Annotated in this window: 8 protein-coding genes, 1 tRNA gene and 1 pseudogene; 3 read left to right on the top strand and 7 right to left on the bottom strand. The window is 61.8% G+C overall.

Translation table 11 applies throughout. From position 1 onward, the window contains the following. Positions 1 to 23 precede the first annotated feature (23 nt). From BVH03_RS24875 to BVH03_RS24855, 5 genes and pseudogenes are all read right to left on the bottom strand, one after another. Positions 24 to 97: transfer RNA gene (locus BVH03_RS24875), tRNA-Gly, on the bottom strand. Between the two features lie 95 nt (positions 98 to 192). Continuing rightward, a complete protein-coding gene (locus BVH03_RS24870; protein WP_075963689.1) occupies positions 193 to 1,071 on the bottom strand; it encodes an alpha/beta fold hydrolase in 879 nt (292 codons plus the stop codon). A 348-nt stretch (positions 1,072 to 1,419) separates the two neighbouring features. Beyond that, positions 1,420 to 2,112, bottom strand: a complete 693-nt coding sequence (locus BVH03_RS24865; protein ID WP_075963688.1) for a pseudouridine synthase — start codon at positions 2,110 to 2,112, stop codon at positions 1,420 to 1,422. 3 nt (positions 2,113 to 2,115) lie between these two features. Beyond that, a complete protein-coding gene (locus tag BVH03_RS24860) occupies positions 2,116 to 2,337 on the bottom strand; it encodes a cysteine-rich CWC family protein (RefSeq protein ID WP_075963687.1) in 222 nt (73 codons plus the stop codon). Further along, positions 2,334 to 3,809, bottom strand: a pseudogene (locus BVH03_RS24855) (diguanylate cyclase domain-containing protein). The gene BVH03_RS24860 and the pseudogene BVH03_RS24855 overlap by 4 nt, the downstream one beginning before the upstream one ends. A gap of 232 nt (positions 3,810 to 4,041) precedes the next feature. Between BVH03_RS24855 and BVH03_RS24850 the strand changes: the two are divergent. The 3 genes from BVH03_RS24850 (at position 4,042) to lapD (ending at position 7,266) form a co-directional block, all read left to right on the top strand. Next, on the top strand, positions 4,042 to 4,500 hold the full coding sequence (locus BVH03_RS24850; RefSeq protein ID WP_075963686.1) for a hypothetical protein: 459 nt from the start codon (positions 4,042 to 4,044) through the stop codon (positions 4,498 to 4,500). 172 nt (positions 4,501 to 4,672) lie between these two features. Further along, a complete protein-coding gene (lapG, locus tag BVH03_RS24845; protein ID WP_075963685.1) occupies positions 4,673 to 5,314 on the top strand; it encodes a cysteine protease LapG in 642 nt (213 codons plus the stop codon). Positions 5,315 to 5,334: 20 nt separating this feature from the next. Then, a complete protein-coding gene (gene lapD, locus BVH03_RS24840) occupies positions 5,335 to 7,266 on the top strand; it encodes a cyclic di-GMP receptor LapD (protein ID WP_075963684.1) in 1,932 nt (643 codons plus the stop codon). Here the strand turns inward: lapD and BVH03_RS24835 are convergent, their stop codons facing one another. Next, positions 7,267 to 7,605, bottom strand: coding sequence for a tryptophan synthase subunit beta (locus BVH03_RS24835; protein ID WP_075963683.1), 339 nt, complete (start codon positions 7,603 to 7,605; stop codon positions 7,267 to 7,269). Between the two features lie 131 nt (positions 7,606 to 7,736). Then, positions 7,737 to 12,242 (bottom strand): S-layer family protein (locus BVH03_RS24830; RefSeq protein WP_218189572.1); only part of this gene is annotated, 4,506 nt, incomplete at its 5' end.

Below are 12,242 nucleotides of genomic sequence, written 5' to 3'. Positions count from 1 at the left end.
ATCGCTGAGGGCCCCGGAAATAGTGGAGCGGGCTAAGGGAATCGAACCCTCGTCATGAGCTTGGGAAGCTCAGGTAATGCCATTATACGAAGCCCGCTTGAGGGCGCCTTTATACCCGAATCCATCCACAAAATGAAGCCCGCGTTGCCCATTGGCCATCTGCCAGGGCAACGCGGTCTGCTCTGTTGCGCGTCATACGGCCATGGCATGCAGGCCGGGGTGGACGGTGAAGCGTTTGCCCGTGGTGTTGTGCTGCAGGAAGCCCAGCAGGGCGTTCTGGGTCTGCAGCCAGGCGCCTTTGTGTTCCATGTCGATGAAGTGGCCGGCGTTGCTGACCATGGCGAAGTGGCAGTCGTTGATGTGCTGGGCCATCAGGCGGGCATCGGCGGCCGAGGTGTATTCGTCGTGCTCGCCGTTGATGAACAGCAGCGGGATGTCGATATCGCTCAGGCAATCCAGGTGGCAGTGGGCTTCCATGCGCAGTACCTGTTGCACGTGGGCGTTCATCTGCCGGTATTCGTGGGCGGTCAGGCGGCTGGTGTGTTTGTGGTTGTAGCGCTTGAACAGCGAGGGCAGGTGCTTGCCGATGGTGTCGTTGATCAGGTGGCCGACCTTGTCGCCGTCTTCCTGGCTCAGGCACACCAGGGCGCGGCCCAGGTAGTCAAGCATCGGTTCGTTGAGGATCGGCGAGAACGAGGCGAAGATGGCTTTTTCCAGCGTAGGCGGGCGCCTGGTGAGGGCGAGCATGGTGGCCACGCCACCCCAGGAAAACGACATCACGTACTGGGCCCCGTAGTGGTCGATCAGATCGAGCAGGATCGCCGCTTCGTCTTCCTTGCTGATGCAGTGGGCGTTGCGGTTGTGCGCCCGCGACTGGCCGGCGTAGGGCTGGTCGAAGAGCACCACGTTGAACCGGGTGGCGAGGTATTTGACCGTTTGCGCGAAGGAAGCGGTGGTCGCCAGCGAGCCGTTGACCAGAATGATGGTCTTCTGGGCCGAGGGGTTGGCGTGAAACTCCGTGTGTACCTTGTACGTCCTGTGCACATCGATGACAGCGATTGCTGGCTTCATATGTATTTTCCTCCTGGCGCAAAAGATGAATGCGGCTGACGGCGAACCGTAAACCGGGCAAGTCGGATAGCTAGGAAAACGCCTGGACATGACAAAGCAATGTCAGGCTGGAGGATCTTGTGATTGGAGGGGTGAAGCAGGTTTCAGGGCTGTAATGGAACGGCTTGAGCGCGTTCTTCTCACCAGGCAGGAGCCCCTTGTGCGGGTAACGCGGGCCGCGCGCTGGCGACCCCGATACCGCCTGGCGCTATCGAGCGGCATGGCGACATCTTTTTCGAGTTAAGCAGCGGCCAAAACGGCTGGCAAGGAAGCTGAAAGGATTCCGCATGACCGCTGGTCGGCGGCGCTTCAGACGCTGGCGATTTCCGCGGCGGTGAGTGCGCGGTACTGGCCGGGCGCCAGTTGTGGGTCGAGGACGATCTCGCCCATGCGCTCGCGGTGCAGGGCGACGACGCGGTTGCGGAAGTGGCCGAACATACGCTTGACCTGATGGTAGCGGCCTTCGAACAGGGTGAGCCGGGCGTGGTGGCTGTTCAGCACTTCAAGCCCGGCGGGCAGGGTGGTGAGATCTTCGAAGGCGAAGTACAGGCCGCGGGCGAAGACCTCGGCGTACTCGCCGGTGATCGGCTGTTCGGTGGTGACGTGATAGACCTTGGGCTTGCGCTCTTGCGGTTGAGTGATGCGCCGCGACCAGCGCCCGTCATTGGTGATCAGCAACAGGCCGCTGGTGTTGAAATCCAGGCGACCGGCCAGGTGCAGCTCGTGCTTGTCCGGCTCGTCCAGCAGATCGAGCACGGTGCGGTGTTCGTTGTGCTCGGTGGCGCTGACCACGCCGACCGGTTTGTGCAGCATCCAGTAGCGTGCGCTGCGCCCGGCCTGCAGCAGTTCGTCGTCCAGCTCCACACGCTGGAAGTCGCGGATATCGAAGCGCGGATCAGAGATGACCTCGCCGTCCACGCGCAGGCGACCAGCGCTGATCAGCAGGCGGCTGTCCTGGCGGCTGAAACGGGGGAAATTACTGAGGAAACGATCCAGGCGCATGGTTCAGTCGGGCTCGCGTTCGTGCTCGCGAGAGGCAACGATTTGTACGACGCCTGCGCAGGCTGGGCACAGGCAGGCGCGGTTCAGCGCCTCGGGCGGCAGATCCTGCAACGCTTGCGGTTTGACCTCGACCTCGAAGCACCAGCAGTGCGTGACCTCGCTGTCACTGGTGGCCTGGGCGCAGCTATTGAGTTTGCCGCAGGCGGGGCATAGGTTGGTGTTCATTGGCTTTCTTCGCACAGGCGGTTGCGCCCGGCCTGTTTGGCCCGGTACAGGGCGCGGTCGGCGCGGGCGATCAAGGCCTGCAGGTCGTCACCTTCCAGCAGGGTGGCCAGTCCGATGCTGGTGGAGGTGTGCAGCGTTTGCTCGGCGAAGCTGAAGACGCTGGTCTCGGTCTGCTGGCGGATCTTCTCACCGAGCTGGCGGGCCGCGTCGAGCGGGGTGTCCTTGAGCAGCAGGATGAACTCTTCGCCGCCCCAACGGCAGATGATGTCCGACTGGCGCAGGTTCTCTTGCAGATGGCGGGCGAAGCCACGCAGCACTGCATCGCCGGCCAGGTGGCCGTGGCTGTCGTTGAGCTGCTTGAAACCATCGAGGTCGAAGAGCAGGGCGCACAGGGTGCTCTGGCCGCGCCGTGCTTCCTGGATGGCCTAGTTGGCCAACAGCTCGAAGCCGCGGCGGTTGGGCAGTTCGGTCAGCGAGTCGGTGGTCGCCAGGGCGGTGATGCGCGCCTGGTAGCGGCGCAGCACCAGGGTCACCAGGGTGAGCACCACCAGGGTGACCACGCCGCAAATCAGCAGGTTGAGGTAAAGCGACTGGCGAATGCCGGCCAGGGCGCCTGTTTCGTGCTTGTCGACGAACAGGTACCAGTCCAGCTCGGGAATGAAGCGCACGTTGAGGAAATGGCCGCGGCCATGTTCCTGATAGAAGAAGTTGCCGCTCTTGGGCTGGGGCAGCTTGCTGTGCAGCTCTTCGAGGCCCTCGACGTCGCTCAACTGTTCGCCGATGCGTGCGCCCATGGGGCCGCCGCTGGCGCCGGTGAGCACGATACGCCCGGTGGTGTCGACGAAGTACACGCTGCGGTCGTAGCGCCGCTGGTACTGGTCGATCAACTGCACCACGGCGTCCACGGTGAGACCGACGCCGGTGGCGCCGATGAAGCGGTGCTCGTAGTCGAACACCTTGTAGTTGATGAACACCGTCATGCGATCGCCGTTGGCCATGTCGATGTCGACATTGATCTCGTAGGGCTCCTCCTGATCGCGCAGGCGGTAATACCAGACGTCGCGGTTGGCCTGCTCGTCGACCTTCTTCAGCACGCCCTTGGCCTGGTAGTAGGTCTTGCTTTGCTCGGAGACGAAGAAGCTGGTAACCGCGCCATAGTGGCTTTGCACCTCCTGCAGGTAGCGGATCATCGGCTCCAGGTCCTGCTCGCCGCCGAGCACCCAGTCCCGCACGAAGGTATCGCGGGACATCATCGAGGAGATGAGGATGGGCCGCACCAGATCCTTCTGGATCTCCGAATAGACGTTGTCCGAGGTCAGCGGCAGTTCGGTGTTGACGATGTTGTCGCGAATCGAATCCAGCGCTGCGAGATAGCTGACCAGCGAGGTGGCGATGAAACCGCAGGCGAGCAGAACCAGCAGAATGAAGACCAGCGAGCGCGGGCTGGCAGCTTTGGCGGACGGTGATGGCATCGTGCTGGCTTCTGTATGGATGGCCGCCATGCTAGGTGGGCTGCGGCGCGGGCGCAAGCCAAGCGGCGCGAAGCCTGATGGCTCGCGCGGATTGGCACGTCGCAATCATTTGTGTCGCCACTGTGCGACGAATGGAGCGGATTCGCCGCTTCCAGGATTGTCTGATGCGCTAGGGGCATCCCCCGGCACCGGCAGCCGCCGGTGCATGATTCGCGGTCGAAGGAGGCCGCCCATGATCCGCAAATCCATGCTCGTCGCGCTGTTGGGTTTCTCGCTGAGCGGTTGCGCCGTTTACGATGACAGCCGTTATGGCAACCGTAACTACGAACGCCAGTACCATCCAGGCGCCTACGTGGAGCGTACCGAGGTATATGGTGCACCGCGCGTGTTCGTCTATGAGGATCGTCGCTACGACCGGCGCTACCCGCCGGCCGGCCATTATTCGCCGCCGCCGCGCGGCTATTACGCACCGCCGCCACCGCCGCGCCATTACAACCCGCCGGGCTACGATCAGCGCTATCACGGCCGGCACGACCGCAATCGCCGCGACTACCGCCCGGCGCCACGGCCGGGGTGGGAAGGGCAGCGTCATCACTATCAGCAACAACAACGCCCGCGCTATTCATCGCCGCAATGGCAGCAGCGCGGGGCACCTCAGCGTATCCAGGGATTCCCGACGCGCGACCGATGATCATGGGTACCGATGCGCACGTTTGGGCGCATCGGTACGTTCGTCGCCTGTAGTGGCATCTAGCAATTGTTTTTTACGTGCACGCGCCGCACCATGACGGCGTTGCTCGTCTGGAAGCATTGTCGTGCCAATCGGCGGATCTGGCGTTCTCTCACTTCGTTATCGCTGGCCCGTGCTGGTGGCGTGGCTGCTCGCCCTGTCTCTGGTGGCTGGCGGCCTGCATGCGCAGTGGGACTTTCAGCGCATCGCCGCGCGCGCCGAGCAACTTTACGGCCCGCTGGGCGCCGGCAAGCCGCGTATCGATGCCTGGCAGCGCCTGCTCGACGAGCAGCGCAACGCTCCCGAGGCCGACAAGCTCAAGGCCGTCAACCGGTTTTTCAACCTGCAGTTGCGCTTTCGTGACGACCAGGAAATCTGGGGCGTTGCCGACTACTGGGCGACGCCCGTCGAAGCGCTGATGCGTGGCGCCGCCGATTGCGAAGACTACGCCATTGCCAAGTACTTCAGCCTGCGTGAGTTGGGCGTGCCGAGCGAGAAGCTGCGCATCACTTACGTCAAGGCGGTGCGCCTGAATCAGGCGCACATGGTGCTGACCTATTACCCGACCCCCACCTCGGTACCGCTGGTACTGGACAACCTGATCGATGCCATCGAGCCGGCGACCGAACGCCGGGATCTGGTGCCCGTGTACGCCTTCAACGCCGAAGGGCTGTGGGTGCCCGGGCCGGCGGGCGGCAAGCAGGTGGGAGACAGCAAGCGCCTTTCGCGCTGGCAGGATTTGTTGAAGAAGATGCACGCCGAAGGGTTTCCTTAAGGCGTCGCGAGGAGTTGTGCATGTCACTGTTCAAGCAGTTGTGTGTCGCCATCTGCGTGCTGATGCTGGTGAGTTTCGCCGGCAGCATCGTGGTCAATGTGGAGAGCTCGCGCGAGCAGCAGGTCAACCAGTTGCGCTCCCACGCGCAGGACGCCGCGACGGCGCTGGGCCTGTCGCTTGGCTCGCACCTGGACGATCCGGCGATGCTGGAACTGATGGTCAGCTCGATCTTCGACAGCGGCTATTTCGAGAGCATTCGCGTGATCGGCCCGGACGACAAGGTGCTGGTCGAGCGCGCCGGTCCGAGCCTGGGCCGTGGCGCGCCGCAGTGGTTCGCCAACCTGGTGGACCTGGGGCCGGCCCAGGGCGATGCCATCGTCAGTGATGGTTGGAGTCAGGCCGCCCGTGTCGAGGTGGTCAGCCATCCGTATTTCGCCATTGCCAAGCTGTGGCGCAGTGCCTACGCCACCTTCCTGTGGCTGGCGCTGATCAGCTTCGTGTGCATCGTCTTGGGCGTGCTGCTGCTCAAACGCCAATTGCGGCCCTTGGAGTACATGGTCGAGCAATCCAACGCCATCGCTCGCCGGGAGTTTCTCAGTGCACCTAAGCTGCCGCGCACGCCGGAGTTTCGCCGGGTGGTCAACGCCATGAATCAGATGGTGGAGAAGCTCAAGACGCTGTTCGACGAGGAAGCCTCGCGCAGTGAGAAGCTGCATGCCGAAGCCTACCAGGACAGCCTGACCGGCCTGGCCAATCGCCGTTACTTCGACCTCAACCTGCAGGCCCGCTTGACCGGCGAAGAGCGTGCCAGCAGCGGTGTGCTGATGTTGCTGCGGGTCAATGACCTGACAGGGCTCAACCAGCGTATCGGCGGAGAGCGCACCGACCAGTTGCTCAAGGCGGTGGCCGAGCAGATGCAGCAGGTCAGCCAGGGTCGTTTTCTGCTGGCGCGCAACCGTGGCGGCGAATTCGCCTTGCTGGCTGCCGGTGTTGACCGACATGACGCCGAGCAACTGGTCGAGCAGCTAAGCAGCGCGTTGCTATCGTTGCAGCAGACCGGTGCCAGCGATTGCCTGCCCGTAGCCCATATCGGCATCACTACCTTCGCACCGGGGGCGAGCAGCAGCGAGCTCTACAGCGCGCTGGATGCGGCACTGGCCGAGGCCGTCAGCAACAGTCGCAACCATTGGGCATTCGTCGAACATCACCAGCAGGCAGGCGCCGCTAATGAGCGTAACGACTGGCATCGCTTGCTGGACAGCGCCCTGCAGCAAGGAAGTTTCCTGCAGTACGTGCAGCCGGTGGTCAATGCGGCCGACCCGACTCAGGTGCTGCACAACAAGATGCTGGCGCGCCTGCTCGACGAACATGGCGCAACCATTCCCGCCGGCCAGTTCCTGCCATGGCTGGAGCGCTTCGGCTGGACCGCTCGCCTGGACCTGCTGATGCTCGATGCGTTGCTGGCACAACTCGCCAATCATGAAGGGCAGGTGGCACTGAGCCTGTCTGGCATCACCGCACGTGACCCTCAGGCTCTGCAACAAATCTACGAGCGCTTGCGTGCCAACCCAGCCGCCAGCGGTCGCCTGATCCTGGAGCTGGACGAAGGCCAGTTGCCAGGCGCAGTGGAGCTTGAGGCGATCACCCGCAAACTGCGCAGCCTGGGCGTCGAACTCGGCCTGCAGCATTTCGGTGGACGCTTCAGCATGATCGGTAACCTGGCCAAGCTCGGCCTGGCCTACCTGAAAGTGGACGGCAGCTTCATCCGCGGCATCGACCAGGAAAGTGACAAGCGCTTGTTCATCGAGGCGATGCAGCGAGCGGCCAACAGCATTGACCTGCCGTTGATCGCCGAGCGGGTGGAAACCCGTGGGGAGTGGGAAGTATTGCGGGCGATGGGCGTCAGTGGTGTGCAGGGACGCCTGTTCAGTGAGCCGGCCGCCTGGGCCTGATCAGATCAGGCCGCGTTCTTCGTCATTGATCAGGCGGTTCATGCCGCCGAGGGCATCGCGCGCCCGGCTACGGCCCATCAGCTTGCTCTGGGCCGCTTCCGGCAGATCGGTGATACGTACCACGCCTTTCTTGATCAGCAAGTCGATCAAGTCTTCGAGTACGCGGATCATGTCCAAGTCGCTCTGCTTGAGCTGCAGCAGGCTGCTTTCCACGTTCTGGTTGGAAAACCAGGCCCGGGATTCTTCGCTATCGGCCAGTAGTTCACCGTTCATTCCCTCGAACGGCTCGGGCTGCACCCGCAGCAGCTCGCCTTCGGCGTTACGTTTTATGTAGAACACGGCCTTCTCCGATAAACCTGTCTGCTACAGCATAGGGTCTGTTGACGTTTCGCGCACGGCTCTGCGGCTCGCGCTGACGCGTCAACAGACCCCAACGCCCCGCCACGAAGGTGTGGCGGGGCATTGGCCTATCATGGGTCGACTTTGATCGTGTGGTTGGCGATCAGGGTGTTGATGTCATAGCTCGGCAGGCTGGCCTGGCCCAGATCGATCTGTACATCAGCCTTGGCCGCGACCTGTTGGGTGCTGGCGTCGGCGTTGTTGAACTCTCCTTTGGTGCTGATCAGCAGGGTGGAGCTGCCGTTGTCGGTTACCAGTTTCAGGTAGCTGTCCAGGTTGTTGCTGTGATCCTGCAGCAGCGAGCTGAGATCGATGGTGTCGCCCTCGGCCACGTTGAAGTCCTTGATCACATCCTTGCCGAAGTCGCCTTTCTGCCAGGCGAAGGTATCGGCCCCCGCGCCGCCGAACAGGATGTCGTCGCCCGGCCCGCCAACCAGCAGGTCGTCGCCGCCCTGACCATAGAGAATGTCGTCACCGGCACCACCGTACAATTTATCGGAGCCACCACGGGTGTCGCCCGCCACGTTGAAGGTTTCGTGGTTGGCGCGGATGTAGTCGTACAGGTCGGCGTTGGTCGGGGCGATGCCGTTCTTCAGAGTCAAGAAGGTTTCCAACGCCTTCACACCCGAGCCGTCGTACAGGTCGGCAGGTCGGGCTGGATTGCCGTCCACGCCCCACTTCAGTCCGTCGGTGTTGATCACATCGCCGAAGATGATGTCGTTGCCATCGCCACCGAAAATCGTATCGTTGCCGACTTCCACCGGCACGTTGGCATTCGAGCCAGCGTGCAGGGCGACCGAGAGGTCATTGGCTGAGTTGACGATTTCGACTTTGCCGACCGGCACCTTCGTGTAATCCACTCGGGTGATGTTGTCTATCGACATCGAGGCGCTGGCCAAGTTGAGCGACCTGTCATCAACGTTGAAGGCCAGTCGGTAAGAACCGCTCCCTACCACTGTAGTCTCTACCGCCGTCCAGTTGCCACCGGTAGTGCCCCCTCCGGTCTGTACGTCAGTCCAGACGCCCGCCACCAGCTGCTGCAGCTTCCAGGTCAGTGAGTCACTGCTGGATGTGTCAGTTGTTTTGTAAGCGAAAGCAAGACTGCTGAACGCGTCGCCGGTGATCGTCATCGTAGGGCTCGTGGCATTGACTGCCGAGCCATTTACAAAGTCACGAAGCACCAAGGCATCCGAGCTGCGACCAGCCGACCCATTCAAGAACCCTGTTCCGGTGATGTTCCAATTGCCCAAGTTGTTCCAGCCGGTCGTATCGTTGTTGAAGTTGGCCAGCGTGGCACTCGAGCCGTTAGCCAGATAGGTGAATGCTGGAGTGTCAGTGGAGTTGTCGAACAGGCTGAGATTCTTCTGGTTAATGCCCGAACCGATGCCGATGGCTTGTACGACGCTCTTGCCTGCAAGCACGTTGAAGGTATCGAGCGAGCCGAGCAGCACCTGATCATTGGTGGTCGATCCGTCACCACTGAGCGTGGTGGTATTACCGTTGTAGTAATAGGTCGGATCGCCATCGGACAGGAAGAACGTCAGGTTCTCGTAACCGGCTGCCTTGGTTTTTCCTGCAGCGCTTTGGGTGTCGAACCAGGCCGAGGCCTCCTTGAAAGCGGCCTCATAGTTGGTGCCGCCGTTGGCGGTAAGTTTCTGGATGTTCGCCAGCAGGGTATCGAGTTTGCTACCGTTCTGCAGATCGTCGACCTTGGCACTCAGCGTCACGTTGCCAGCGAAACCCACCAAGGTAAGGTTGACGATGCCATCATGGCCCGCCAGGGTTTTCACGAAGTTCGACAGCGCGTCTTTGGTGAGCGTCATGCGACTGCCCTGCATGCTGCCAGAGGTATCGACGAGCAGGGCGATGTTGTAGTTGGTCGCTGGCTGAAGTGTGGTCAGGGTGCCGCCCGCGTCACCGAGCAGCACGTCATTGCCCGCACCGCCGTTGAGTGTGTTGTCGCCATTGTCGTTAGCGCCCCCGCCCGCGATTCGGATGGTATCTGCAGGTTGATTCACCTTCAGGGTGACGGTCGCGGTATCGCTGCCGCCCTTACCGTCGCTGATGGTGTACTGGAAGCTGGCGTCGCCGTAGAAGCCTGACTTTGGCGTGAAGACGACGTTGCCATTGTTGAGCGTGACCGTGCCATTGGTGGCGTTCTGCACGCTGGTGATGGACAGCGCGTCGCCATTGGGGTCGGTGTCGTTGCCAAGCAGGGTACTGCCGGCGATGGTCAGGCTGTCGCCCGCGTCCACCACCAGGCTGGAGGTGGCCGGCACGTGGTAGAGCACGTCCGAGTCGACGACCTTGAAGTTGCCACCTTGGCCCAGTTCGACTTTCAAACGCGCGTCGCCGCCCTGGTCCCAGTAGATGATCTCGATCTGTTGAGGGCCGGCGTTTGCTGCGCCGATGGTGAAGGACTTGCCGGTGGCGGTGGCGCTCGACTGGATGTTGTTGAACTCGGCGACCACCTGGCCGTTGATACGGATGCTGTAGCCATCGTCCGCGGTTACCCGGAGCTGATAAGTGCCAGCGGCCAGGTTGATGTAGCCGCTCATCTTGATGATGGCGTCGGACGTGTTGCCCGGATCCGTGGACAGCGAGTTTGCCTTGGCGCCATTGCCCGTGGTGGTGTTGACGCCCAGGAACGTCTGCAGGTTGGTGCCATTGCCCAGGCCCGAAGCGTTGCCGAGGTTGCCGTAATCCAGGGTCGTAGCGTTAAAGGTCGCCGCCGCTTTGTGGGAGTCGATGAACTGGCGAACCTGGCTCAGGTTGGTCAGGTTGGCGCCGTCATTACCCGCGCCGGTGCTGGTGTCGTTATAGCCGTAGTACTCGGCTTTCAAACCGGTGACCTTGGTGTAGCTGTCGTCCTTCGCGTCCGGCGTGCCATCGATGATGCCGCCGGTAGCGCTCTGGCCGCCGATATCCAGCTTCACCGTTTCTAACGGTTCGGCCACCACGTTGTCGGCGAGGGTCTGGACCGTCACCGAAAAGCTGGTGACGCCCGCAGGTACGGTGATCTTTCCGGTGGTGGCATCGTAGGTCACGCCGTTGCTGAAGCTCTGTGCGGTCAGCTTGTAGTCCACGTTGGCGGTTGCCGTACCGGTGGCGTTGAAGGACAGCACGGTCGGTATCGAGCTGGCATTGCTCAGGGTGACGTTGAATACCAGGTTGTTGCCTTCGACCACATTGTCATCGGCCGTGCCGGGTTGGCCGACGTCGATGGTTTTCACCGTCGGCACCGGGTCGTTGTCGATGATGGTCGCAGTGCCGACCTTGCCGCCTACGTTGAGCGTGAAGGTTTCGGTTTGCTCGTGAACGGTATCGTTGATGGTCGGTACGGTGACCGTGAAACTGCTCACGCCAGCCGGTACAGTGACCTGGCCAGTGGTGGCGTTATAAGTCACACCGTTGCTGAAACTCTGGTTGGTCAACGTGCCGTTGTAATCGCTACCGGCGACCGCTGTACCAGCGTTCAACGCGAGACTGAACGTAGTCGGCGTGCTGCTGGCATTGGTGAGGTTGACGGTAAAGATGGCGTTGTCGCCTTCATCGACCTGGCCGCCTGCGTTATCGACTGCGGAGCTTACGGTGCTGACCGTCGGTACCGGGTCGTTGTCGATGATGGTCGCAGTGCCGGTCTTCCCGCCTACCGTCAGGCTGAAGGTTTCGGTCGGTTCGAAGACCGTGTCATTGATGGTCTGCACCGTGACGGTAAAGCTAGTGACACCCGCTGGTACGGTGACTGTTCCGTTAGCGGCGTTGTAGGTCACGCCATTGCTGAAGCTCTGGTTGGTCAGTGTGCCGTTGTAGTCACTACCTGCTGTCGCAGTACCCGCATTCAGCGCGAGGCTGAACGTAGTCGGCGTGCTGCTGGCATTGGTGAGGTTGACGGTAAATACGGCGTTGTCGCCTTCGTCGACCTGGCCACCGGTGCTGTCGACTGCGGAGCTTACGGTGCTGACCGTCGGTACCGGATCATTGTCGATGATGGTCGCAGTACCGGTTTTGCCGCCGACGGTCAGGCTGAAACTCTCGGTTTGCTCGAAGACGGTGTCGTCGAGTGTAGGAACGGTGACGGTAAAGCTGGTGACGCCAGCCGGCACGGTAATGGTTCCGTTGGCAGCGTTGAAGGTCACACCGTTGCTGAAGCTCTGGTTGGTCAGCGTACCGTTGTAGTCGCTACCTGCCGTCGCGGTGCCCGCATTCAGCGCGAGGCTGAAGGTGGTAGCCGTGCTGCTGGCATTGGTGAGGTTGACGGTGAAGACCGCATTGTCACCTTCGTCGACCTGGCCGCCTGTGTTATCGACTGCGGAGCTGACAGTGCTGACCGTCGGCACTGGGTCGTTGTCGATGATCGTGGCGGTGCCGGTCTTGCCGCCAACGGTCAGCGTGAAGGTTTCGGTCGGTTCGAAGACCGTGTCATTGATGGTCTGCACCGTGACGGTAAAGCTGGTCACACCCGCTGGTACGGTGACTGTTCCGTTAGCGGCGTTGTAAGTCACGCCGTTGCTGAAACTCTGGTTGTTCAGTGTGCCGTTGTAGTCACTGCCCGCTGTTGCGGTACCGGCATTCAA

The organism is Pseudomonas sp. PA15(2017) (assembly GCF_001945395.1).
Taxonomy (GTDB): domain Bacteria; phylum Pseudomonadota; class Gammaproteobacteria; order Pseudomonadales; family Pseudomonadaceae; genus Aquipseudomonas.
Note: the sequence above shows the minus strand (reverse complement) of the source record. Positions and strands in the feature narration are given on the sequence as shown.

Excerpts from the sequence above, each read along its gene's own strand:
- BVH03_RS24870 (WP_075963689.1), bottom strand. The coding sequence starts at position 1,071 with ATGAAGCCAGCAATCGCTGTCATCGATGTGCACAGGACGTACAAGGTA.
- BVH03_RS24865 (WP_075963688.1), bottom strand. The coding sequence starts at position 2,112 with ATGCGCCTGGATCGTTTCCTCAGTAATTTCCCCCGTTTCAGCCGCCAG.
- BVH03_RS24860 (WP_075963687.1), bottom strand. The coding sequence starts at position 2,337 with ATGAACACCAACCTATGCCCCGCCTGCGGCAAACTCAATAGCTGCGCC.
- BVH03_RS24850 (WP_075963686.1), top strand. The coding sequence starts at position 4,042 with ATGATCCGCAAATCCATGCTCGTCGCGCTGTTGGGTTTCTCGCTGAGC.
- lapD (WP_075963684.1), top strand. The coding sequence starts at position 5,335 with ATGTCACTGTTCAAGCAGTTGTGTGTCGCCATCTGCGTGCTGATGCTG.